At 33.8% G+C, this 23,753-nt stretch carries 20 protein-coding genes; 9 read left to right on the forward strand and 11 right to left on the reverse strand.

Annotated elements, in window-relative coordinates:
* Window positions 1-167: 167 nt before the first annotated feature.
* The 3 genes from FA045_RS08585 to FA045_RS08595 all read right to left on the reverse strand — a co-directional run bounded on the left by FA045_RS08585 (window position 168) and on the right by FA045_RS08595 (window position 6,062).
* The gene (locus tag FA045_RS08585; RefSeq protein ID WP_136876522.1) at window positions 168-1,091 is read right to left on the reverse strand and encodes a PorP/SprF family type IX secretion system membrane protein; all 924 of its coding nucleotides are present in this window, start codon (window positions 1,089-1,091) and stop codon (window positions 168-170) included.
* A gap of 15 nt (window positions 1,092-1,106) precedes the next feature.
* Window positions 1,107-5,264: a T9SS type B sorting domain-containing protein gene (locus FA045_RS08590; protein ID WP_136876524.1), complete on the reverse strand. Its 4,158-nt coding sequence runs from the start codon at window positions 5,262-5,264 to the stop codon at window positions 1,107-1,109.
* A 177-nt stretch (window positions 5,265-5,441) separates the two neighbouring features.
* A complete protein-coding gene (locus FA045_RS08595; protein ID WP_136876526.1) occupies window positions 5,442-6,062 on the reverse strand; it encodes an L-threonylcarbamoyladenylate synthase in 621 nt (206 codons plus the stop codon).
* 118 nt (window positions 6,063-6,180) lie between these two features.
* Between FA045_RS08595 and FA045_RS08600 the strand changes: the two genes are divergently transcribed.
* Genes FA045_RS08600 through FA045_RS08610 form a run of 3 tightly spaced genes read left to right on the forward strand, consistent with a single transcriptional unit; the run spans window position 6,181 to window position 8,332 of the window.
* Window positions 6,181-6,438: a type II toxin-antitoxin system Phd/YefM family antitoxin gene (locus FA045_RS08600; protein WP_136876528.1), complete on the forward strand. Its 258-nt coding sequence runs from the start codon at window positions 6,181-6,183 to the stop codon at window positions 6,436-6,438.
* Window positions 6,431-6,685: a Txe/YoeB family addiction module toxin gene (locus tag FA045_RS08605; protein WP_136876530.1), complete on the forward strand. Its 255-nt coding sequence runs from the start codon at window positions 6,431-6,433 to the stop codon at window positions 6,683-6,685. The genes FA045_RS08600 and FA045_RS08605 overlap by 8 nt, the downstream gene beginning before the upstream one ends.
* A gap of 9 nt (window positions 6,686-6,694) precedes the next feature.
* On the forward strand, window positions 6,695-8,332 hold the full coding sequence (locus FA045_RS08610; protein ID WP_136876532.1) for an FMN-binding glutamate synthase family protein: 1,638 nt from the start codon (window positions 6,695-6,697) through the stop codon (window positions 8,330-8,332).
* A gap of 425 nt (window positions 8,333-8,757) precedes the next feature.
* Here FA045_RS08610 and FA045_RS08615 read toward each other — a convergent pair whose 3' ends face one another.
* Genes FA045_RS08615 through FA045_RS08625 form a run of 3 tightly spaced genes read right to left on the reverse strand, consistent with a single transcriptional unit; the run spans window position 8,758 to window position 11,069 of the window.
* A complete protein-coding gene (locus tag FA045_RS08615; RefSeq protein WP_136876534.1) occupies window positions 8,758-9,201 on the reverse strand; it encodes a hypothetical protein in 444 nt (147 codons plus the stop codon).
* 12 nt (window positions 9,202-9,213) lie between these two features.
* Complete coding sequence (locus FA045_RS08620) at window positions 9,214-10,443, reverse strand: ABC transporter permease (RefSeq protein ID WP_136876536.1); 1,230 nt, start codon at window positions 10,441-10,443, stop codon at window positions 9,214-9,216.
* Window positions 10,440-11,069 carry an ABC transporter ATP-binding protein gene (locus tag FA045_RS08625; RefSeq protein ID WP_136876538.1) on the reverse strand — a complete coding sequence of 210 codons (630 nt, stop codon included), beginning with the start codon at window positions 11,067-11,069 and terminating at the stop codon, window positions 10,440-10,442. Before FA045_RS08625 ends, FA045_RS08620 begins: the two co-directional genes overlap by 4 nt.
* A gap of 347 nt (window positions 11,070-11,416) precedes the next feature.
* On the opposite strand from FA045_RS08625, the gene FA045_RS08630 reads away from it, so the two are divergent.
* On the forward strand, window positions 11,417-12,775 hold the full coding sequence (locus FA045_RS08630) for a DUF3472 domain-containing protein (RefSeq protein ID WP_136876540.1): 1,359 nt from the start codon (window positions 11,417-11,419) through the stop codon (window positions 12,773-12,775).
* Window positions 12,776-13,027: 252 nt separating this feature from the next.
* Here FA045_RS08630 and FA045_RS08635 read toward each other — a convergent pair whose 3' ends face one another.
* Both FA045_RS08635 and FA045_RS08640 read right to left on the reverse strand, forming a co-directional pair.
* Window positions 13,028-14,110, reverse strand: coding sequence for a phosphotransferase enzyme family protein (locus FA045_RS08635; protein ID WP_136876542.1), 1,083 nt, complete (start codon window positions 14,108-14,110; stop codon window positions 13,028-13,030).
* 84 nt (window positions 14,111-14,194) lie between these two features.
* On the reverse strand, window positions 14,195-15,226 hold the full coding sequence (locus FA045_RS08640; protein ID WP_136876544.1) for a LacI family DNA-binding transcriptional regulator: 1,032 nt from the start codon (window positions 15,224-15,226) through the stop codon (window positions 14,195-14,197).
* 205 nt (window positions 15,227-15,431) lie between these two features.
* On the opposite strand from FA045_RS08640, the gene FA045_RS08645 reads away from it, so the two are divergent.
* Entirely contained in the window at window positions 15,432-15,665 is a 234-nt protein-coding gene (locus tag FA045_RS08645; RefSeq protein WP_136876546.1) for a hypothetical protein, read from the forward strand.
* On the opposite strand, the gene FA045_RS08650 is transcribed toward FA045_RS08645, so the two are convergent.
* Together FA045_RS08650 and FA045_RS08655 are read right to left on the reverse strand one after the other, a co-directional pair.
* Window positions 15,662-16,291 carry a Uma2 family endonuclease gene (locus tag FA045_RS08650; protein WP_136876548.1) on the reverse strand — a complete coding sequence of 210 codons (630 nt, stop codon included), beginning with the start codon at window positions 16,289-16,291 and terminating at the stop codon, window positions 15,662-15,664. The genes FA045_RS08645 and FA045_RS08650 overlap by 4 nt on opposite strands.
* Before the next feature lie 126 nt (window positions 16,292-16,417).
* Complete coding sequence (locus FA045_RS08655; RefSeq protein WP_136876550.1) at window positions 16,418-18,043, reverse strand: ABC-F family ATP-binding cassette domain-containing protein; 1,626 nt, start codon at window positions 18,041-18,043, stop codon at window positions 16,418-16,420.
* Window positions 18,044-18,300: 257 nt separating this feature from the next.
* Here FA045_RS08655 and FA045_RS08660 point away from each other — a divergent pair, with 257 nt between their 5' ends.
* The 3 genes from FA045_RS08660 (at window position 18,301) to FA045_RS08670 (ending at window position 20,050) form a co-directional block, all read left to right on the forward strand.
* Entirely contained in the window at window positions 18,301-18,852 is a 552-nt protein-coding gene (locus tag FA045_RS08660; RefSeq protein WP_136876552.1) for a hypothetical protein, read from the forward strand.
* 76 nt (window positions 18,853-18,928) lie between these two features.
* A complete protein-coding gene (locus FA045_RS08665) occupies window positions 18,929-19,504 on the forward strand; it encodes a nitroreductase family protein (protein ID WP_136876554.1) in 576 nt (191 codons plus the stop codon).
* 93 nt (window positions 19,505-19,597) lie between these two features.
* The gene (locus tag FA045_RS08670) at window positions 19,598-20,050 is read left to right on the forward strand and encodes a 3-oxoacyl-ACP synthase (RefSeq protein WP_136876556.1); all 453 of its coding nucleotides are present in this window, start codon (window positions 19,598-19,600) and stop codon (window positions 20,048-20,050) included.
* Between the two features lie 86 nt (window positions 20,051-20,136).
* Here the strand turns inward: FA045_RS08670 and FA045_RS08675 are convergent, their stop codons facing one another.
* Entirely contained in the window at window positions 20,137-21,015 is an 879-nt protein-coding gene (locus FA045_RS08675; protein WP_136876558.1) for a polysaccharide deacetylase family protein, read from the reverse strand.
* A 198-nt stretch (window positions 21,016-21,213) separates the two neighbouring features.
* Here FA045_RS08675 and FA045_RS08680 point away from each other — a divergent pair, with 198 nt between their 5' ends.
* Window positions 21,214-23,721: a S9 family peptidase gene (locus FA045_RS08680; RefSeq protein WP_136876560.1), complete on the forward strand. Its 2,508-nt coding sequence runs from the start codon at window positions 21,214-21,216 to the stop codon at window positions 23,719-23,721.
* Window positions 23,722-23,753 lie beyond the last annotated feature (32 nt).

Below are 23,753 nucleotides of genomic sequence, written 5' to 3' on the forward strand. Positions count from 1 at the left end.
GCAATTTTGCCATAAAAATTGATCATATTAAGCTGTTTTTATTCAAAAAAACATATTAAAAAGGTTGTTGTGATTTTTATAATCAGTGCATTTAAAGAATAAATTGATCACGAAAAAAGCCGCTCTATTTTCATAAAGCGGCTTGGTTACTTAACGTATTAATTTAGTTATTTACCAAATAAAGTTGCCTTAATACTAATTTCAAATGTTCCACTAGCTGAGCCTTGCAAAGCTGAAGTTTCGGTGGTGTAAAAACCCATAAACGACAATGAGTTTTTGTAATTGATACCTGCACCAAATGATGCGCTATTGGTACTGTGATACATTCCCATTAAAAAAAGTTTTTCGGCAAAAGTTACATTTGCCCCAGCATCAAAAATGTTGTCATAACCTTTAATTCCTCTAAATGCAACTTTTGGTTCTATTAAAACTGAGTTTTCGCCTGTTCCGCTGTTTATTTTATAACTCGCAGCAGCATAAAATTGAGATCGATCAACATTGTTTTCATTCTCTTGCTTTATAAAACTTCTGATGTTTGGTATTGCTCCTTCAATATTTAATGTGTTACTTGTATAAGCTACCCCAAAATCTCCTTCAAAAATAGATCCTTTGTTGTTAAATTGAGCTAATGAAGGATCGGTCATATCTCCGTTAATTCGGCTAAAATCAACTCTTTCATCTAAAATACCAATAGATGCTCCAAAATTTAATTTTTGGTTGTCATTGTTTAACGGTAAATGATAAGCGTAGCTAACCATGGCTTTGGTACGTTGCAAAGAGCCAGCCTTTTCGTTATAAACATTAACACCCAATCCAACTTTGTTTATTTTATAATCAGCTGTGATGTTTTGGGTACTCGGTGAGCCAGGTATGTTGCTCCATTGTTTGCGATAGTTTAAATTTACGTTTAAACCATCATTTAATCCCGCATATGCGGGATTAACTTGATATTGATTTAAGAAATATTGAGAACTTAAAGGGTTTAATTGTGCCTTAACTTCATTTGATGAAATGAAAATAATGGCGGTAATTAGCAATGAAAATAAAGCTGTATTGCTAAGCTGTTGATATTTTTTATAGTTAATCTTCATGATCTGTAATACAATTTAGTTTCTAATTAATGTGATGTAGCCTTTAAATTGACCAAGGTTTGGTCCGAAATCGAGAATGTAATAATACGTGTCGGAGGCTAATGTACTCCCGTTTAACGTTCCATCCCATTCGTTGGCATAACCTTTTTTTGTATATACAGATCTACCTGCTCTATCAAACACCGTTAATGTGTTGTTTGGATAGTAATCTATGTTTTCAATGATAAACCTATCATTTTTGCCATCACCGTTTGGTGTTAAAATATTTATTGGTTTTACTTTATAATCATCAGCTACCTGAATAGTAATTGATTGATTTGCAGTACAGCCAGATGCGTTTGTAACGTTAACGGTATAAGTTGTGGTTTGTTTTGGCCTAACTGTTAGCGTAGCTGATGTTTGTCCGCTTACAATATCCGTGTTAGGTAGCCAATTATAACTTACACCTCCACTTGCAGAAAGTACAACGCTGCTACCTTTAGAAATTGAAGTTGTATTGTTGCTGTTAATGTTTACAACTGGCAGTGAGTTTACAATAATTGTAGCGGTTCCAGTTTGTAATTGTGATCCATTTGCATCCGCTACGCGAACCAATGTGTAAACAAAAGAACCTGCAACATTAGCTGGTTGCGAAATAGACACAGAATTACCGGTAGTTGTGGTTATTGTTCTGTTTGCGCTTCCATTAACAGTATAAGTAAAAGTGAATGGGGCAGTACCAACACCGCCTGTAAAGGTTACATTTTGAGGTGCTGAGTTAATACAAACACTGCTATTACCAGTTATGGTACCTGTAGCTAAAGGGTTTACTCTTACTGTTACTGTACCAGTTTGTAATTGATTTCCATTTACATCTGCCACGCTTACTAAAGTGTAAACAAATGTGCCTGCAGCTGCAGTTGGTACGCTTAAAGTAATCGAGTTTCCACTATTTGTTGTAATAGTTTGGTTACTACCGTTGTTTAGTTTGTAAGTAAATGTGTAAGGAGCAGTTCCACTTGCGCCAGTAAAAGTAACTAGTGGAGAAGTAGCACCAACTAAAACATTGCTGTTTCCTGATATTGTTGCTGTTGGCAAAGGTGGGATCGAAAAACGAGCATAAATAGGTAAGTGATCAGAGGTAGTAGTAGAGTAAGATGAAATATATGATCTCGGATCTTCTATAGCAATTGAATTGCTAATGTAACTGTTGTTTAGTTCATTAGAAATCATGATATGATCTATAAAACTAGGTGTGTTGCCCCCAACAAAAGTACCTAAACCAGGAGTTTGACTTATTGATTGTGTTAAAGCAGTGTAATTTGCTGCATCTGATACAAATACGTTATAACTTGATGTTGGACTTGAACTAATTGAACCCACAACTTGGTCATTAAAATCGCCTAAAATGATAATCTTATCGGTTGGATAAGTTGCATTTAAGTAATCGTACAAAACTTTATTGTCATACACTCTACGGTTATGATCGGCAGTTGTACCTGCTGATTTACCATGAATAACCACAACCCTATATGTTTGCGGATTACCTGCAATATTTGAAGTAAAGGTAGTTAAGAAAGGTAAACGACCCGACGACCAAAATGAAGCGCCAGAACCAGTAGGATAATTAGGGAAAATGCTAGTATTTCCTGTTCTTGCAGCATCAAATTGAGCTACAAATAAAGGCTCTTCGCTAACTTTTGTTACAGTTGCAGTGTTGTAAATAAAGCCTATTTGCTGCGGAGGGAAATTTGGATCGGCAGCATCAAATGAATAAGAATATCTAGTTGAAAGCGTGCCAGCGTAACCAGGTAAATTTGCAATAAGTTGGTTAAATGATGGTAAATCAGATACTTCTTCTACGGCAATTACATCTAAGTTTAATTTTTGCAAAACCGTAGTTACGTTGGTGATTTGTAAAGCATCATTTGTCGGTCCGAATTCTACATTTGAGGCATCTCTAACATCTGTACCAAAAAATTCAATATTATAAGTTGCAATATCAAATGTTTCTGATCTTAAAATAGAACTTCCGGTTAAGGTAATCAAGCTTGTGTTTAATCCAGTTCCTGTAAAAGTTAACTTACCTGTTAATACAATCGTTTTTGTAGTTGGCGCAAAGCGGATGAATATCGTTTTTCCTGCTAAGGCATCTGCTTGAGAAACAATGATGCTATTACTAAAGCTAGTATTGTTTAAAGAAACTTGAAAATTTGTTGGTGCAGTTACGGTAATGTCTCCATATCCGCCAGCTGCTAAAACAAAATTTGTACTTGTGGATGTATTACCTACAGTAGTTTCTGCATAAGTAAAAGTTTGATCTGGGATAGATAAATAATTAGCTTTATTTTCTACTTTAAAATCATCAACTTTCCATTCTGATGAGTTGTTTGTGCCGCCAGCTGTAGTTTGATAAACAAAAGCAACATACGTATTTGCTGATTTATAATTGTTTAAATTGATGTTATCTGATAATTGCCAAACACCTGTGGTAGCTGGGAAATTGCCGTTGATTTCTGTCCAATCTGCTGTATTAATTACCCCAGAACCATTATAGGTGGTAGAAACCATCAGTTTTAAATCTGGTCCGGCAAAAAACTCGCGACTATAAAATTGCAATGTTGCAAAATTGTTAAAAGCGGTTAAATCCATTGCTGGAGAAATTAACCAATCGTTACTTGGTGTATTAGTGTCAGAAAATCCATTCATTAAAGCAGCACCAGGAGCAGAGTTTGGTGCCGTTGATGTATAAACCCAGCTATTTAAAGTTCCGCTTACACTAACTTGGCTCCAACCAGAGTTGGTTAAAAAGTTGGTATTGTTAAAATCTTGTAGGTATGGATTAATGGCAACAGCAGCTAAACTTACCATTTTAGTTGCCGCATTTGTACTAGTTAGTGTTAGCGAACCAGTTTGTGCACCAATATTATTTAGTGGATTAAATTTAACGTAAACAGTTTGACTAGTGCCACCATTAAATTCACTTTGTAAAAACGTTAGATTGGTATTTGCGTAAGTTCCGTTTAGGGTTTTAGACATTAAATAATTTCCTGTTAAAGCAATTTGTACATCACTTTGTAAATCAGCACCAGTAATGGTAAAGCTTTGTGAGTTTGAGGTTTTATTTTGTGCTGTAAAACCAGGAAATGTAATTGCTGTTGGAGTGGTAGTAATTACAGGTGTAGCTACGTTTGTGGTTAATAAATCTAGCTTCGTTGCTGTTGTTTGCAAATTTGGTATGCCATCTTCGGCTACTACATAAACATCGTAATTTGTATTTTGAGACAAGCCAGTAATATTACTCGAATAATCTGCATTTGCGGTGATATTAGCAAAATTTCCGGCATAAAGTGCAGCAGTATTACTTGCATTGTTTCCTAATTTAACTTGTGAAGAATTTGGTGCAACAGCTCCATCAGGCAAAACCACAAAGTAGGTTGTGCCAACTTCGCTGATATTGCTAGTTAAGGTAAATGCATTTGTGCTGATGTTACTGCTTTTAGGATAAGTTGCCGTAAAAGTTGGTGGAGTTGTATCTCCTCCCGCATTTGCTGTACCTGCAATTATCACATCATCAATACTAAAAGTACCGCCAGTTAATTCGGCATTAAAGCCATAAAATCTAAAAGTTACTGCAGAATTAATTGCTGTAAAGCCAGTTAATGTAACAGTGGTTCCTGTTTCAGCAGAGGTAGATGCATCTACAACCTGAAAAATATTTGTAGCTACAACTTGTAAGTCAGCATTTGCTGGTGCTATTGAAGCTTGCAAATTTGCTGCATAAGCATCTCTGCTAGATCTTACTGCATACTGTCTTATACCACTTCCAGAGCGTTGTACCGTAAATTTAATGGTTGATAAATCTATCGAAAAGCCAGATGCAGGTGTAATTGTAACCTCAAAATATTTACCTAAATCTGCTGTTCCTGTAAAAATATCAGAGCCGTTTGCAGCACCTAAAGGCTGGTTGGTAAACGAAAATCTGCTGCTGGCGTTTGGGTTTGTAGGCAAAGCTGCACTTGCAGAAAATGAACTAAATGTAACTCCTGTTGCAGTAGGAACTGGAGTTGGATCGATTTTGCCAGATGTTGAGGTAGAGTTGGCAAACGTATAAGTTGCTGTAAAATTTTGTCCAAATGAGTTTTGGATAAATAAGAAGCATACTAAAAAATTGAATAGTAAAAGTTTCTTCATATGAATTTGTTTATTTAAACAAATGTAGATGATAAACCCTATTCGCAATGTTAACTTGTTGTTAATTATTGTCTTTGTGGAAAACTAAAAGTAATTATTTGTTAATTTAAACGTTGGAAACAAATTAGAGGTGAAAAATGTGAGGAAAATTTCTGCTAATGTTAAGAAAAAACGCTGTTAAAGATAATCTTCAATATTTCCTTTACCTTCGCGAATGATGTCAAAATCTCCTGTAGTACAGTCTATTACTGTAGAAGGTTCATTGTCTCCGTAGCCGCCATCTACAACTGCATCTACCAGCTCCTGATATTTTTCATAAATTAATTCAGGATCAGTAGAATATTCGATCAATTCATCATCATCTTTAATTGAAGTAGATAAAATCGGATTACCCAAGGCTTCTACAATTGCTCTTGCAATATCATTATCAGGTACACGTATACCAACTGTTTTTTTATTAGAACTTAATAATTTCGGAACATTATTGTTCGCATTAAAAATAAACGTAAATGGACCGGGTAAAGCTTTTTTTAATACTCTAAATAGGGTGGTGTCAATTGGTTTTATAAAATCAGAAATGTGCCTTAAATCAGAACAAATGAAAGAAAAATTAGCTTTTTCTGGTTTAATACCCCTTAATCTGCAAATTTTTTCAATTGCTTTTTGGTTGGTAATATCGCAACCTAAACCATAAACAGTATCTGTTGGGTAAATAATTAAACCGCCTTTTTTTAGCACTTCAACTACTTGCTCAATTGCTCTCGGATTTGGATTCTCTGGATATATTTTAATAAGCATACCCAAAAATAACAAATTAAGGTCGTTGATGTTTAATCATTACAATATAAAAATTTACATGTACAGAATTTTGTACAATATTTTTAATTTTGTATCTTTAAAATTCAATTTTTTAATAATGGAAATCACTAATTATACTACATTTAGGCAGAGCCTTAAATTCTATTTGGATAAAGTATTTTCAAATCATACTCCGCTATTTGTTACTAGGGCAAAAGGTGAGGATGTGGTTGTAATGTCAAAGGCAGATTACGATAGCATGCAGGAAACTTTTTATTTGCTAAAAAATCCTGCAAATGCGGTTAGGTTAGAAAAAGGATTAAAAGATTATGAAAAAGGCCTAACGCAAAAACAAGAATTAATAGACAATGAATAAATTGTTTGTTGAGGGAGCTTGGGAAGATTATTTGCATTGGCAATCTGTAGATAAATCAATGCTTAAAAAGATAAATATTCTGCTCAAAGAAATAGAACGAACACCATTTGAAGGTACAGGTAAGCCCGAACCTTTGAAACATCAATATAGTGGTTGGTGGTCTAGAAGAATAAATTTAGAACATCGATTAGTTTATAAAATAGAGAATTTTTCAATAGTGATTCTTCAATGTAGATATCACACCTAATTTTTACCTATGAGAAAAGCATTTGTTGCCATTGCTGCGTTTTTAGTCGCATTTACCATTATGTTAGGGCTTTACCACCCATTTTTGTGGTGGACATTTCTATTTACCGGACCTTTCGTGATTTTGGGTATTTATGATTTGTATCAACCCAAACGAAGCATTATGAGAAACTACCCTGTTTTTGGGCGACTTAGGTATTTTATGGAAGAATTGAGGCCAAAAATTTATCAATACTTTATAGAGAGTGATACCAATGGAAAGCCTTTTAGTCGTCTTAATAGATCCTTAATTTATCAAAGAGCTAAAACTGATAACGATACAATTCCTTTCGGTACACAATTAGATGTTTATGAAAACGGATACGAATGGTTAAGTCATTCTATTGCGGCAATCAGTCATCATGAGTTAGATATTAATCCGAAAGTTATGGTTGGTGGCCCACATTGTAAACAACCTTACAATGCCAGTATCTATAATATTTCTGCCATGAGTTTTGGTTCACTAAGTCAAAATGCAGTTTTGGCATTAAATGGTGGAGCTAAAATGGGTGGTTTTGCGCATAATACAGGCGAGGGCGGTATTAGTGATTATCATACACAACCAGGAGGAGATTTAATTTGGCAAATTGGTACAGGTTATTTTGGTTGTAGAAAACCTGATGGATCTTTTAATCCAGAAGCTTTTGCCGAAAGATCTACAAGTGATCAAGTTAAAATGATCGAAATTAAATTATCACAGGGGGCAAAACCTGGACACGGAGGTATGTTGCCCGCTAAAAAAGTAACGCCAGAAGTTGCCAGAATTAGGTTAGTTAAAGAAGGATTTGATGTGAATTCTCCGCCTGCACATTCTGCATTTTCAAATCCAAAAGAAATGATACAGTTTGTGCAGCAACTTAGAACACTTTCGGGTGGTAAGCCAGTGGGTATAAAATTGTGTATTGGTCGCAGAACCGAGTTTTTAGCCATTTGCAAAGCGATGATAGCAACTGGTATTTATGTAGATTTTATTACAGTAGATGGGGGCGAAGGAGGTACTGGAGCCGCTCCGCAAGAATTTTCTAATGCAGTTGGTATGCCTTTGCGTGAAGGCGTGGCATTTGTTTATGATATTTTAAGCGGTTTTGGATTAAAAAAACACATTAAAATTATCGCCTCTGGTAAAATCTCATCGGGTTTTGATTTGGTAAAAAATATTGCATTAGGAGCAGATTTATGCTATTCAGCTCGTGGTATGATGTTCGCTTTAGGTTGTTTGCAAGCTTTGTTATGTAATAGCAATGCCTGTCCAACTGGTGTGGCAACACAAGATGCTAGTTTAATGAAAGGTTTAGTTGTTGAAGATAAAACCGTTCGTGTATTTAATTTTCATCGTTTAACGGTACAAAGTGCAGTAGAACTTTTAGGAGCTGCAGGTTTGCGCCATCCGTATGAGTTAACAAGAGCGTACATTAATAGAAGAGTTAGTCCGAGTTTAATGCAGTCTTACATGGAAACCTTTCCATATATACCAGAGGGAAGTTTGTTGCAAACGCCTTACCCATCGCAGTTTGAATTGTTAATGGCTTTAAGTACAGCAGAAAGTTTTGCGCCAACAGATTACAGAGTTTCAAATGTTGATTATCAAACCGCTAGTGCCAATAATTAATTAAACACACTTTGACAAAGCTTTAGAGATTTAAATAATGCTTTGTCAAAGTTTTCATAAAAACTCGCATCTAAAAATTATATTATTAATAATTTGAAAAGGAAAACGAGTGCTAGTTTACTATTTCAGTCCCGCTATTCGTTTCTGCCGATGATTTTAGTTCCGACTTCTTCTGGAAAAATCGGCATCCACTACTATCGGGTTTATTAAACTTAAGCTTGTTTAGCTATGAGGGGTTGCAGAGTTTGCGTCATTCCGAGCTCAACTGGCAATCGTAATGATATTGCAGGTAAACGGAAGTTTCCTACACTATCCTTTGTAAATTAAACCCGATTGGATGAATGCTCCCAATTTTTCTTCGGGAGCAGAAAGTAAAGCGGGGCTTCGCCAACCAATGGAAAACTTACATTCGTTTTCAATAAAATTTATAAAGCTGTACCTGCTACTAAACTAATAGGAGAGGTATCCATTGCATTAGCAGTACTTAATTTTAATATGCCTTTTACCCTAACCGTTTGGTAGGTAAATTTTACAGGTTCTTTTAATTCTACTTGCACCATAATTGGCACACCGTTTTTACCGCAATAAAAGCATTGGTTAATGGGTAAAGTGCTTAGCATAAACTTAGTTTGTTTCATGCCATCTTTAATTGGTACAATGTAACCTTCTAATTCAAAAGGTTTATTGGCGTGTTTTTTAATATCGTTACCAAATATGGCGTACATTTCGGTGTCTTTTACAGTTTTAAAATCTACACTACCAATTACATCCCAATTGCTCGAAAAAATTTGGTCGCTAGGATCATGCTGTGCTTTTGCACCGAAGCCAAAACCTGCTAATAATAAGATGATTAAACTAATTTTTTTCATTTGATGTGTGTTTTAATTCTTTGCCAATATTTTAGAAATATTTGATTTGTAGGCCTGCAATGCCGGAATTATAGCTGCAAATATACCAATACCTAATCCAGCAAGCAATAAGTAGAGTTCGCTTGTAATAAAAATACTACCTGTTAATTTTGCCTGAGTGCTATCTTGATAATTTGCTATCATTTCTAAGCCTAAATGCCCTAAAGCTATTCCAATAATTGTACCAGCAATGGTTAATAAAAGTCCTTCTAGTATCACAATTACAAATAATTTGGTTCGTGAGGCACCCAAAGTTCTCATGATAGCTAAATCATAACTGCGTTCTTTTAAAGAATTGTATAGGTTAACAAAAACACTAATAGCTGCAATAAGCATGATTAAAACAGCAAACCATTGCAAAGTATCTACTCCAACACCAATTAAAGAGAAAAGCCTGGTGCTTTCTTGTGCCGGACTAGCAGCTTGCATATTGGTAGTTTGGTTTACCATTTGAGGAAATATAGCAACCGCCATGTAAGAACGATATTGAATTAATAAGGAAGTGATTTCTCTACTTTCCATCGCCTCGGCTTCTTCTTTTTCATGGTCATGTACTTCGCCTTCTTCATGTTCGAGAGGTTCTTCATGTTCTTCATGCATTTTCCAAACGCTGCCAATGTTGGTTAAAATAAGGTTGTCTGTAACGTTGCCTTGCGGTGTTAAAATACCCACAACTTTATACTCGTGGTCTTTGTGTTGGTCTTTGTTTTCGGTTAAACCATGTGCACCAAAAAATGTATCGCCAACTTTTAAATTCTTTTCATTGGCTACTGCAGATCCAATTGTAGCTTCTAAATCGGCTTTCCAAAATTTTCCACTTTGTATTTTTAAGCCATAAAGGCTGATGAAATTGCTATCGGTACCTACAATTCGCACGCCATCAAAATTATCGCCCAAAGCTAGGGGAGTTGCTCTTTTTACAAATGGGTTTTTAGCTAGTTTGTTGGCTTCTGTTAAAGGGATATTTCCAGTAGGAAAATCGATGTAATAAATGCTGCTTAAAATTAATTGCAGCGGACTACCTTTTGCGCCAACAACCAAATCAATATCTTTAGAATTATTGTTTAATTTTTCTTCTATTTGAGTTGATGCCAATAGCAAAATGGTTAAAATACCTGTGCCGAAAGCAATTAACATGATATTTAACGACGCCGATAATGGTTTAGACCAAATGCTTTTCCAACTTATTTTTAATGGGCTCATGTTAAACTATAGGTGTTTGTAAATGCGTCTTTAACTCTTTTATCGTGGGTAGCTACAACCAAAGTTGCTTGGTTTAAACCAGATTGATGCATTAATAATTGTAAAACTGCTGCGGCATTTTCATCATCTAGACTAGATGTAGGTTCATCAGCTATCAGTAAAGTTGGTTTATTTATTACCGCTCTAGCAATAGAAACACGTTGCAATTGCCCCTGACTTAACTCGCTTGGATATGCAGCTCTTTTATCGGCAATCCCTAATGAGGTTAAAACTTCATCAACTCTGTTTAAATCTTCTGGTAATTTAGCGAAACTTTGCGCCATGGTTAAATTTTCGGCTATGCTTAAACTTTTAATTAAATGTGGTTTTTGAAAAATGATGCCAATTTTTTGTCCTCTAAACTGATCTAAAGCTTTTGACGAAAGTTGATAGATTGAGGTTTGATCAATATTTACTTCACCTTGTGTAGGTTTTAAAATACCAGTTAAAATGTGCAGTAGTGTAGTTTTTCCACTTCCAGATTGACCTAAAAGCAACCATTGTTCGCCATTATTTATTTCCCAATCTTTAAAACTAATTTGTTGGGCGCCGTTGTAGGTATGTGAAACAGATTTGATCGAAATCATCTAATTTGATTAGTTTTTTTGATGCTACAAAAGTAATAGATAGATATGAAATGAGTAGTTAAGCATGTAAAGTATTTGCTACTACCAAAAATTGTACGTTTGTTTAAATATCGAACAAACGTTTGCATTCTGGCTTTTTATTTGGAATAACATGCATTAAAACCTTCTAAATTAACTTTTCTTAAGAGTTTTTAGTCACATTTTTTTTCTTCACTACGTGTTTTAACTAGTCAATTGATCAGACAAAATAAATTGCTAATTTGATAAGACATTGTGCAAACGTTTGTGCTAACAAAATGAGCAGTGTAATTTAAATATTGATTTAACTTGTGTACAAACTAAAAATTATGATCAAATACCTCACCTGTATCGCTAGCATTGTTGCAATTTTTTCTTGTTCAAAAAATGAAAATTTAAAGCTGATTAAGACAGATGCTACACCAACTATAGTTGTGAATAATGTAGCTGAAGGCCAAAAAGTAACTATCCCTTTGGGTGGCAATGCTTACATAACCACAAGTGATAATTCATTTACTGAAAAAATTGATGATCGAGGTGCAACAGGTTTAACAAATTGGACTAATGCAAATACGGTAGTAAGTGTTTATTTCAAGGTACAAGATATTGGTAAGGTAAATTTATACTTAAGAGCTAAAGTAGATGAGGGTTCTTTGAGCGAAATCAAAGTTTCTATTGGTGGGCAAACTATAATTAAAAAGCTCACAAATACAGGTTTTGATACCGTAAGTATTGGCGAATTTGAAATTAATGTGAAAGGATATGTTAAAGTTGATTTGCAAGGAATTACTAAAACAGGAGTAAATTTTGGTAACGTAACCGATTTAGTTTTGCAAGGAAATAAAGTTACCGATAACTTAATTTACGTTAAAGATAATGAATCAAGTAATTATTATTGGGGTAGAAGAGGGCCTTCGGTTCATCTTGCCTATCAAGCGCCAACTGAATTTAATGCAGAATGGTTTTACAATGAATTAACTATTCCTGCTGGTGGAGATGTTGTAGGGTCTTATTTTATGGCTAATGGTTTTGCAGAGGGTTATTTTGGCATTCAGGTAAATTCTGCTTCAGAAAGAAGAGTTTTGTTTTCTGTTTGGAGCCCGTTTAAAACTGATAACCCAAGTGCTATTCCAGATGACGAGAAAATTATCCTACTAAAAAAGGGAGCAAATGTAAAAACCGGTGAATTTGGCAATGAAGGTTCTGGCGGGCAGAGTTATTTAGTTTACAACTGGAAACCAGAGACAACTTATAAATTTTTACTTAAAGGGCAACCCACTACCGATAATTATACCATATATACAGCTTATTTTTATGCCCCTGAGTTAAATAGTTGGCAAATTATAGCTTCATTTAAACGTCCGAAAACGCAAACTTATTTAAAAAGAATGCATTCATTTTTAGAGAATTTTAACAATACCAAAGGATATTTAACTAGAATTGCAAATTATGATAATGCTTGGGTGCGTTCTGAAACTGGTGTTTGGAAAGAGTTAAATGTAGCAAAATTTACTGGTGATAATATTGCTCGAATTAATTTCAGGAATGATTTTTCTGGTGGAATAAGAGATGGTAAATTCTTTTTGCGAAATGGAGGCTTTTATAACGAAAGCACAAGTTTAAATAGTTTGTTTACCAAACCAGCCAAAAATAAAACTCCGGTAATAGATTTTAATCAATTGCCGTAATCAAAGTCATCTCAATAAATTGAAATGAGGTTGTCTCATAAAGCATTTTCACTAAAATCTATGCAAATTTAATTTCATAGACTGTCACGCTGAGCGTAGTCGGAGCGCATTATAAAGTCTTCGACTACGCTCAGACTGACAAAAACAGCTAAAAATTAAATTGAAATTATAAGTAGGAAAAGCTACGAAATTTAATTTCGTTTTCGATATTTCTTTTTGAATTTTGATACAGCTTCTTCTTTTTTCAGAAAATTATTGGACAGCAACAGCTTTTCCAAGTTCATCGGCAACCATTTTCTCAAACAAACTTGATGATGAGACGTATTGCTCTAAAAGTGTTAATTGATTTTTTGCTCTCGCTAAATTATGTCCGGGGTATTTTTCACCATAGTATTCATCATTCGCTAAAAAATCTGTTAAAAATCTAATGGCCTGCATGTAGATCATAAATTTTCCAGCATAAACAAATAATCTTTTTTCTGATGGTGTGAGCATCTCACCCATCTTTTTTAAATATCCTGTTGCAATTGCGATAAAAATATCAGCTCTAATTTTTATTTTAGTTAGATCTTGTTCTTCTTCATCAACCGGGCATAAATATGTTCTAAACATATCGCCCAAATCGCTAATGTAATAGCCAGGCATAATGGTATCTAAATCAATAACACATAAGCCAGAGTTAAATTCATCAAATAAAATGTTGTTAATCTTAGTATCGTGATGAACCACCCGTATAGGAATTAAATTGTTCTTAACAATCTCATTATAGGTATCTACTATGTTTTGGTGCTTGTAAATTAAATCAATTGCATCTTTGGCGGCTATTAATCTAACTTTATCTGCTGTGGATAGTTGTTTTTCAAATTCTTCAAATCTAAAAGTTAGGTTATGGAAATTTGTGAGTGTATAATGAAGATCATTAATGTCAAAATCTTTTAAAAGCGAGGTAAATTCGCCAAATTTAAGTGCAGCTTCATGAGCTTGCTTACAATTATCAACTGTATTTATCGTTAAAGAATTTTTAATAAATTTTGATAATTTATAAAACTCACCATCCGTATCTTTTACAGAAAATTCGCCATTTAGAGATGGTATTAAGCCAACGAATAAGTAATTTGGATATTTGCCTAATAGATATTCTCCAACATTTTGGATGTTTTTTGTGACTAAGAGTGGCGATTTAAAAACGCTTTTATTAATCTGTTGAAGAATGTATGATTCTGTGCCTTGTTTTGCTGTAAGCTTATAGGTTTTATTGATTAATCCCGAACCAAAAGTACTAATCTGGTAATCATCGTAATTTAAATTAAATTGTTGAAGAGTGTCTTTTAACATGTCATTGCCGCTTTTATCAAAGCTAATTATTACAAAATTACTTTCTCTGCACAAACGTTTGCGCTATCTTTTTGCAATTTTAAATTATTCTTGTCTGTTTAGTTGATTTACAATTAATTCAGATTCGATAGTTACCTTGTGATAAAAAATATCTGATGAGGTTGTTTTATTCTTCAGCAATTCGAATAAAATTTCGGCAGCTTTTTGCCCTTGCAACGCTGGGAATTGTTCTACAGATGCAATAGGCACATAATCCATATAATTAATGAGTGGCAAATTCGCATAGCTTACAAACTTGAGGTCTTTATCTAAATTGATGTTTAGTTTTCTGGCATGTTTTATGGCGTAAAGCGCATTGTAATCGTTAAAGGTAACAATAGCAGTTGGCCTCCTTTTGTTCGATAATAATTTATCTAAAGCTTCTTGTGTGCCTTTTTCGGTTAAGTCGCAACTCACAACCAAACTGCCATCAAACTTTAATCTATTTTTGGTAATTGCTTCAAAATATCCTTTTTTACGTTCTTCACTTGCGGCAAGTGTAGCTGGTCCGTTAATCATACCAATGCAACGGTGTCCTATTTGCAAGAGATAAGTAACGGCTGCTATAGTTCCAGTTTCCATATTGCAAGCAACCGAATGGATATTTTTTATGGGAGGTATTCTATCGAAAAAAACAATTGGAATGCCGTATCTTTCAAGCACTTCAAAATGATCGAAATTAGAAGTTGTTTTAGCAACAGAAACGATTAATCCATCAACTCGATGATTTTTCATCATTTCTATCAATTGTTTTTCTCGTTGTTCATCATCATGTGATTGAGCAATAAGCACGGTGTAGTTTTTTTGATAGGCTAAATCTTCAATAGCGCTAACAGCCGATGAAAAGAAAGCTTCTGAAAGTTCGGGTAAGATTAATCCTATGGTTGATGTTTTACCTTTTTGAAAAAAAATAGCACTTTGATTGGGTTCGTAATTTAACTCTTTTGCAAGTTTTTGGACTTTTTGTTGTGTGGTAATGCCAATGCTAGGATGATTATGCAATGCCCTAGAAACCGTTGATACGGAAACATTGAGTATTGCAGCTATTTCTTTAATTGTTGTTGGTTTATTGCTCATCAAAACAAATAAATTAGTTGATGAAGTTATTTAAAAATTAGTATATACCCTAATAATTGCAAATTCTTTCATTAAAATAAATTGTTAAGGAGTGAAGAGATATCTGAAAATTTAAATGCTGAATTATAGTTTGAATGTTACTTACTAAAGCTTTATGATTTGGTATAGGTAATTTAATCAGTATATTAGCTATAAACTAATTGTTATGGAAATCAAATTTTTATTGTTGATCTTATGTGCTTCTTTACTGTTTTGTTATTATTTATATGTGTTGTATAAAACTTTACGATACAAGAGGAAATACGGTAAAAATGAAGATGCTAGAGATTTATATTTAAGAACCGGGCCATTTCATCTTATGCTTTTTGGTAAATTATTTAAGAATGATGAAAAATCTGATTACAAAATTTTGAAAGAAGAAGAGGATGGCGAACTTTAAAAATTAAACACCTTTTCTAAATCAAGCTCATATCCTGGTAAAATTGGAGTAGTAACTTTTTCTCCTCCAACTAATAATCTCGTAGGCTCAAATTTGCCATCATTACCTAAAATATATTTAAAAAATGTTTGATCGCTTATGCTTACAATCCAATATTCCTTAACGCCAGCTTCTTCGTAAACTTCATATTTAAACTTTAGCTCTTTTTTGTTATTCCCTGGCGAAAGTATTTCTACAACAATATCTGGAGCACCAATACAGCCTCTTTTATCTAATTTTTCAGGATTGCAAACTACAACAATATCTGGCTGTACAACAGTAAAAATAGCTGCATCTTCTTTGCTTTTTCTTGGTAATCTAACATCAAATGGCGCACCGTAAACTTCGCATTTATGTCCTTCTAAAAAATTATAGAGAGAATTATGGATACTGCCAAAAGATTTTTGATGATACCTAGAAGGTGCTGGTCTCATCTGAAAAAGACGACCTTTAATCAATTCCATTCTTTCATCAAACGTAAACCGCATGTAATCTGCATAGCTATAAGTTGCAGAAAAATCTATGTCATTTACAGTAGAGTAGCTAGGTAATTCCTCCTCTGTTGGGTACGGTTTTGGGTTGCTCATGGCATTGATAATTTAAACTACAAACTAAATATAACTAAAATAAAAAAGAGTTTTGAATAGGTTCAAAACTCTTTTACGAAATTTACTTAATAAGTAAAAAATTATCTAAACTGATAAATAAATTAACTATTTATACATTTCTTCCCTCAGCTTTGCTACATCTTCATTGTTAATGTAATCATCGTAAGTCATCATTCTATCAATGCTGCCTTTTGGTGTAATTTCAATAATTCTTGTAGCAACAGATTCTGTTAAAGCATGATCTCGTGAAGTAAACAAAGCTGTTCCTTTAAAATCCTTCATTCCATTGTTTAATGCAGTAATCGATTCCAAATCCAAGTGATTGGTTGGTTCATCAAACATCAAGAAGTTGGCATGTTGCAACATCATTCTCGAAAACATACAACGCATTTTCTCACCTCCGGATAAAACTTTTACGTTTTTAAGTACTTCCTCGCCAGAAAATAGCATTCTGCCTAAAAAGCTTCTTACAAATTGTTCATCAGCATCGGTGCCCGAATATTCACGCAACCAATCTACCAAGTTCTCATCTTTGCCTTCAAAATAATCAGAGTTATCGTTAGGTATATCAGCAGGACTAATCGTTACGCCAAATTTAAATTCGCCAGTAAAATCTTTATCTCTGCCAGAAAGTACATTGTAAAAAGCGGTAGTAGCTAAACTGTTTTGAGAAATAACTGCCACTTTATCGCCTTTGTTAACCATAAAGTTTACGTTTTTAAACAAAACTTCTCCATCGTTACCAACTTTGGTTAATCCTTCTACCTGTAAAATTTGATCGCCAGCTTCTCTACCTAAATTGTTAAACAAAATTGCAGGGTATTTTCTGCTCGATGCTTTAATTTCAGAAATATCTATTTTATCTAACGCTTTTTTACGCGAAGTTGCCTGCTTACTTTTCGAAGCATTTGCACTAAAACGCTGTATAAATTCTTGTAATTCTTTTACTTTTTCTTCCAGTTTTTTGTTCTGATCGCTACGTTGTTTTAACGCCAATTGGCTACTTTCGTACCAGAAAGTATAGTTACCCGTGTAAATGCTCATTTTGCTAAAGTCAATATCCACAATGTGGGTACAAACCGCATCTAAAAAGTGCCTATCGTGACTTACTACTAAAACAATCGCTTGATAATCAGCCAAAAAGTTCTCTAGCCACGCAATCGTATCAATGTCCAAATCGTTGGTAGGCTCATCTAATAATAAAATATCAGGATTACCAAATAAAGCCTGTGCCAATAAAACACGTACTTTTTGGTTACCGTCAAGCTCTTTTAATTGTTTATAATGGTACTCTTCTTTAATGCCCAGGTTGCTCAATAAAGTTGCGGCATTACTTTCCATATTCCAGCCATCTTTTTCGGCAAAAATATTTTCTAATTCGCCAGCACGCTCGCCATCTTTATCACTAAAATCTTCTTTTAGGTAAATTGCATCTTTTTCAATCATGATGTCGTACAGCTCTTTGTGGCCCATCATCACGGTTTCAATCACCGTATTTTCATCAAATTCATAGTGATTTTGTTTTAAAACCGCCATACGTTCGCCCGGAGTAAATGCCACCGAACCAGATGTTTGGTTAACTTCACCACTTAAAATCTTCAAAAAAGTAGACTTACCAGCGCCGTTAGCACCAATTACGCCATAACAATTGCCTTGATTAAATTTTAAGTTAACATCTTCAAAAAGAGTGCGTTTGCCGTAACGAAGGGATAGGTTAGAAACTGAAATCATATTGTTTTAAATAAAGTGCAAAGGTACAGAAAAAGGTTGAGGGTAGGAAGGGAGAAGATGAAAGGTTTTTAAACTTGTAAACTAATGTTTGTATTTCATGGCAAGTTAGTCCCACTTTTCGCTGTAGCCTTTCCCGATAAAAAAAATCGGGATTCGGGCTGCCGCTTCAATTGGGTTTAAATTTTAAGTTTGGTTCTTATGGCTTGTTTTAAAACCCAAAAGCTATATTTTGGATAATTTTATTAATTTTAAAACTTATGCATTCAGAAATTTTACTAGTTACGCTTGCAAATGCTATAGCTAAGAAAAAAGTTATTGAATTAACTGCAATTGCGTTAGAAAATGATGAGTTGTTTGAGCAGTTATTAGAATTTTCCTTCCATCCTAAACCCGAAGTTACTTTTAGAGCGGCGTGGATTTTAGAAAATATTTACTTGGCTAATCCACAAAAATTTATTCCTCACCTCAATTGGTTCTTAATAAATTTTCCTCAGCAACAAAACTCATCAGCAAGAAGAAATTTCGCAAAAATATTAGCATTAATTACTAAAAAGAATGCCCAAAAAGAAATAAAAGAAATTGTTCAACAGTTTAAAACCGATGATATAGTAGAAACCGTTTTCGCATGGTTAATAGATGATGAAGTTGCTGTAGCCATTAAATCACACTGTTTAAATATTTTAGCTAATTTAAGTACTAAGCATAATTGGATAAAAGACGAGTTGTTACAAACCATGAATTTTTTAGTTGATAAAGAAAGCATCGCATTTTATGCAAAAGTTAAACAAATTAAAAAACAATTGAAATAGTATTTAACAATGCAACAACAAAGCAATAAAGCAATTCTTTTTTAAAACTGCACACCAAAAATTATATTTTTGAAAAATGAGTACGCCAATAGAAATTTTAACTAGTATTATAAAGCATAGAAGAAGCATTTATCCTGACAGTTATCTCGAAAAAGAAATTCCTAAAGAAGCAATTGAGCAGATTTTGGAAAATGCAAATTATGCACCAACACATAAACTAACTGAACCTTGGCGTTTTGTAGTACTTACAGGCAATGCAAAAGCAAAGTTAGGCTTGGCACTTGGCGAATTTTACAAAAAAACCATACCTGCTGAAAAATTTTTGCAAAAGAAATTCGACAGTTTTTCGGTTAAAACCCAACAAGCACCTTGCATTATAGCCATAAATATGAAAGTTTCTGGCAAAATACCAGAATGGGAAGAACTTGCAGCAGTAAGTTGTGCGGTGCAAAATATGGCTTTATCTGCTCAGGCGTTAAATATTGGTGCTTATTGGAGCTCACCTCCGTTAATAGATCATTTGCAAGATTTTCTTTCGCTAAGTAGCGACGAAAAATGTATTGGTTTGTTTTATATGGGCTACCATAATGAAACATCGCTTGTAGCAAACAGAACTCCAATTGAAGAAAAAGTAATTTGGATGGAAAGTTAATGTTTGATTAACAGTGGATTAACTTAAATATTTTTTGCTTTTAGTTTTGCTACCAAAATTTTGATATATTTATTTTGCTCAAACCACATAAATATGCAAGAATTAAAGTTATCCCTATATCAACTTTGTTTAAATTTTATTAACGAAAGAATTAATACTGCAGAAACTGCATTAAAACAGGCTCGTGAAGCCAGTAATGATGATACCAAAAGCAGTGCTGGTGATAAGTACGAAACCAGTAGAGAAATGATGCAGCAAGATATTGATAGAAATAAAAGACTATTAATTGATGCAGAAGAAAATCAGCGAGTTTTAACCTCTATAAAAGATGTTCCTTTTTCTGACTCTGCCAGAAATGGTAGTTTAGTAATTACCGATCAGGGTAAGTTTTACTTGAGTATTAGTGCTGGTCAGTTACAATTAAATAATGAAACTATTTTCGCCATATCTGCGGTTTCACCAATAGGTAAAATGCTTTTAGGTAAACAAAAAGGAAGTTCTTTTGATTTTAATGGTAAAAAATATTTGATAAAGGAAGTGGCATAAAATACTTGTCATCCAGAGTGCAACGAAGGATCTCTTTAGTCAATATCATAAAAGAGATTCCTCGCAGGCTCGGAATGACAATTCGTTTAAAAACTCTTTACAATACTGTTATGCAACGTTTTCGGGCTCCAAAATCCGCTGGCAATAATTCTTCTTACTGTAAACAAAGGATCTTTTTCATCGCGTTTATCTGCTAAAGAAAATGCCATTTTAAATCCACGTTTCTTTAATTCTGGTATACCAGCAGCATTCCATAAGCCAAAAGGATATGCAAAATATTCAATCTTTTTACCAGTAATTTCTTCTAATTTTTTAGTTGGTTTATCTAATTGTTCTTCCCAATCTTTGCCTTCGTATTTTTTAAAGTTTTTATGGTCGTAAGTATGGCTTCCTATTGTATTACCTTCGTCAGCAAGCGATTTAATTTGCTCCTTACTCATGTAGTTAACAAACTTACCTTGTTTGCCAATTGAAACAGTCATGATAAAATAGGCAGCTTTAAAACCATGTTTCTTTAAAGTTGGGTTTACTACCGTATATTGATCTAAAACTGTATCATCAAAAGTTAACATAATTGGTTTTGATGGTAACTTAGCGCCTTCATTTAAATAAGCATACAATTGATCGGGTAAAATAGTGTGGTAGCCACTGTCAGCTAACATTTTCATCTGATCTTTAAAATTCTGAATTTCTACTGTATAATCTTTACCCATTTGTCCGTCTGTTGCTTTCCAGTTTCGCACTTGATGATAACATAAAATAGGTACTTGTTTACGTGCTAAAATTGTTTTTGCATCTGCAACTTTAACTTTGCTCACATCAACTTTTGCTGCGTTTGCTGTGTTTTCTGAAACTAAATTTTCAGTGGTATCTGTTGTAGTTTTGTCTGTAGGTTGCGATTTTGATTGACAGCCAGCAGTAAATATTAAAGCTGCAGCAATTAAAGTTAAAAAGTTCTTATTCATAAGTAAATCTATTTTACAAAACTATAAAATCGCTATAGATTAATGCAACTTTCTTCCACACTGTGGATAAATTATTTAACATTTTGTTTATTAATTGTTTTTTGATGAATTTCTATCTTTTTTATTACACATTAAATAGCTGTAAAATAAGCTTTAATAAATAAATTCGACTTTTATTTTAACATTCAATCAACATCAATGAAGAAACTCTACTCTTTACTCACATTTGTATTGCTCATCAGCACTGCCGATGCTTTTTCGCAAACTAAAACAATTTCGCTTACAGAAACAACGCAAGCACCAGAAAGAGCAAATTATCAGGCTGCGGCTCGTTTTTCGCCTTCAAAACTTCGTAAAATTATTTACTCTACAGCAGTAGATCCGCATTGGCTAAAATTAACAAATAGGTTTTGGTACCAGTACGAAACACCAAATGGCAAACAATGGTACATAGTAGAACCTGCAGTTAGAAGCAAAAAACTGATGTTCGATAACAATAAAATGGCTGCTGAAATAACTTTAATAGTACGCGATCCTTTTGATGCGCAACATTTGCCCATTGAAAATTTAAAGTTTGCTAAAGATGAAAAAAGTATCAATTTTGAAGTAAAGAGTACAATTGAAGAATTAAAAAAAGATAGAAAGGATAAAAAAGCTGCAGATTCGATGCAGAAAAAAATATTCTTTTTTAACTACGATTTAGCTACTGCAAAACTTACCGAAGTAAAAAATTACGAAAAGCCAAAAGCTAAACCAAATTGGGGTTCAGTAGCTCCAGATTCATCCGCAATTATTTTTTCTCGAAACTATAATTTGTATTGGATGGATAAAGAAAATTATAAAAAAGCTGTTAAAAATGAAGATGATAGTACAATTGTAGAACATCAATTAACAAAAGATGGTGAAAAATTTCATTCTTATGGTAGCAATGGCGATGGTGAGGATAATGAATTGAATGCGAAAAATAACAAAAAAAGAAGAGGTGCTTATGTTTTATGGTCGCCAGATTCGAAACATTTTGTGTTAGATAGAACAGACTCTAGAAAGGTAAAAGATTTTTGGGTAATTAATAGTACTGCTGCTGGTAGACCAACTTTAGAAACCTACAAATATCAAATGCCAGGCGAAAAAGAATCGCCCATTGACGAGTTTATATTGTTCAATTTTGCTACTAAAACCTACAAAACAATTAATACAACTGCATTTAAAGATCAGAGTATTTCTACTTGGGGTAAAGAAAATTTAGTAAAAGATAGAGATAACGAATTTAGACCATCAATTTGGATGGGAGATAATAGTAAATTCTACTTTTCTCGCACCAGCAGAGATTTAAAACGTATCGATGTTTGTACTATTGATATCAACACTTTAAAAGTTACACCAATAATTGATGAACGTTTTAATACTTATGTAGAAGTTCAACGCCCTGGGTTAATTGATGGTGGTAAAGAGATTATACATTGGAGTGAGCGTGATGGTTGGGGTCATTTCTATTTGTTTGATGGAAATGGAAAGTTGAAAAATCAAATCACTTCTGGTGCATTTCATTGCGAAGGCATTGTAAACATCGACCAAAAAAATAGAAAGCTTTATTTTACTGCTAATGGCCGTGAAGCTAAAGAAGATCCTTATTTTATGCATTTGTACAGCATCAATTTTGATGGTAGTGGCATGAAATTATTAAACGCTGGTGATTTTGATCATGCTGCAAGCATGAATGATGAAGCGAAATATGTTGTTGATAATTATTCTAGAGTAAATACAGTACCAAAATCTGTATTAATGGATAATTCTGGCAAAATTTTAATGGAATTAGAAACTGCAGATTTATCGTTATTAATGACAACTGGTTACAAATTTCCAGAACCTTTTAAAGTTAAAGCTGATGATGGAGTAACGGATATTTATGGTGTAATGTACAAGCCATTTAACTTCGATCCAACTAAAAAATATCCAATTATCGAGTACGTTTATCCTGGTCCGCAAACGGAAGCTGTAAACAAATCTTTTGGCAGAAGCATGGATAGAATGGATCGATTGGCACAATTAGGCTACATCGTAATTACGGTAGGTAACAGAGGTGGCCACCCAGCTCGTTCTAAATGGTATCATACTTACGGTTACGGAAATTTACGTGATTACGGTTTAGCAGATAAAAAAGCTGCAATTGAGCAATTGGCTGATAAACATTCATTTATTGATGTAAATAGGGTGGGGATAACTGGTCACTCTGGTGGCGGTTTCATGTCTACAGCTGCATTATTGGTTTACCCAGATTTCTTTAAAGTGGCTGTTTCTGCTGCAGGTAATCATGATAATAGCATTTACAACCGTTGGTGGAGCGAAAAACACCATGGTGTAAAAGAAATTGTTTCTGCCAAAGGCGATACCACTTTTAAATATGCTATTGATAAAAACGCAGATTTAGCGAAAAATCTAAAAGGTCATTTATTATTGATGCATGGTGATATGGACAATAACGTTAATCCGGCAAATTCGATTAGAGTAGCTAACGCCTTAATTAAAGCAGGTAAAAGATTTGACTACATCATTGTTCCTGGTCAGCGACATGGTTTTGGTGAGATGACCGAGTACATGTTTTGGCGTTTAGCTGATTATTTTAACAATTATTTACTAGGAGATTTTTCAAAATCTACGGAAGTAAATATTGTAGAGATGGATAGAGAAGTAGAACGGAAAAACTAAGATTATAAAGAATTTAAAGCCGCTGATTTGCA

It is taken from the genome of Pedobacter cryotolerans, from assembly GCF_005116475.1.
Taxonomy (GTDB): Bacteria; Bacteroidota; Bacteroidia; order Sphingobacteriales; family Sphingobacteriaceae; genus Pedobacter; species Pedobacter cryotolerans.

Coding starts and splice junctions, on each gene's coding strand:
- FA045_RS08585 (WP_136876522.1), bottom strand. CDS start 1,091: ATGAAGATTAACTATAAAAAATATCAACAGCTTAGCAATACAGCTTTA.
- FA045_RS08590 (WP_136876524.1), bottom strand. CDS start 5,264: ATGAAGAAACTTTTACTATTCAATTTTTTAGTATGCTTCTTATTTATC.
- FA045_RS08595 (WP_136876526.1), bottom strand. CDS start 6,062: ATGCTTATTAAAATATATCCAGAGAATCCAAATCCGAGAGCAATTGAG.
- FA045_RS08600 (WP_136876528.1), top strand. CDS start 6,181: ATGGAAATCACTAATTATACTACATTTAGGCAGAGCCTTAAATTCTAT.
- FA045_RS08605 (WP_136876530.1), top strand. CDS start 6,431: ATGAATAAATTGTTTGTTGAGGGAGCTTGGGAAGATTATTTGCATTGG.
- FA045_RS08610 (WP_136876532.1), top strand. CDS start 6,695: ATGAGAAAAGCATTTGTTGCCATTGCTGCGTTTTTAGTCGCATTTACC.
- FA045_RS08615 (WP_136876534.1), bottom strand. CDS start 9,201: ATGAAAAAAATTAGTTTAATCATCTTATTATTAGCAGGTTTTGGCTTC.
- FA045_RS08620 (WP_136876536.1), bottom strand. CDS start 10,443: ATGAGCCCATTAAAAATAAGTTGGAAAAGCATTTGGTCTAAACCATTA.
- FA045_RS08625 (WP_136876538.1), bottom strand. CDS start 11,069: ATGATTTCGATCAAATCTGTTTCACATACCTACAACGGCGCCCAACAA.
- FA045_RS08630 (WP_136876540.1), top strand. CDS start 11,417: ATGATCAAATACCTCACCTGTATCGCTAGCATTGTTGCAATTTTTTCT.
- FA045_RS08635 (WP_136876542.1), bottom strand. CDS start 14,110: ATGTTAAAAGACACTCTTCAACAATTTAATTTAAATTACGATGATTAC.
- FA045_RS08640 (WP_136876544.1), bottom strand. CDS start 15,226: ATGAGCAATAAACCAACAACAATTAAAGAAATAGCTGCAATACTCAAT.
- FA045_RS08645 (WP_136876546.1), top strand. CDS start 15,432: ATGGAAATCAAATTTTTATTGTTGATCTTATGTGCTTCTTTACTGTTT.
- FA045_RS08650 (WP_136876548.1), bottom strand. CDS start 16,291: ATGAGCAACCCAAAACCGTACCCAACAGAGGAGGAATTACCTAGCTAC.
- FA045_RS08655 (WP_136876550.1), bottom strand. CDS start 18,043: ATGATTTCAGTTTCTAACCTATCCCTTCGTTACGGCAAACGCACTCTT.
- FA045_RS08660 (WP_136876552.1), top strand. CDS start 18,301: ATGCATTCAGAAATTTTACTAGTTACGCTTGCAAATGCTATAGCTAAG.
- FA045_RS08665 (WP_136876554.1), top strand. CDS start 18,929: ATGAGTACGCCAATAGAAATTTTAACTAGTATTATAAAGCATAGAAGA.
- FA045_RS08670 (WP_136876556.1), top strand. CDS start 19,598: ATGCAAGAATTAAAGTTATCCCTATATCAACTTTGTTTAAATTTTATT.
- FA045_RS08675 (WP_136876558.1), bottom strand. CDS start 21,015: ATGAATAAGAACTTTTTAACTTTAATTGCTGCAGCTTTAATATTTACT.
- FA045_RS08680 (WP_136876560.1), top strand. CDS start 21,214: ATGAAGAAACTCTACTCTTTACTCACATTTGTATTGCTCATCAGCACT.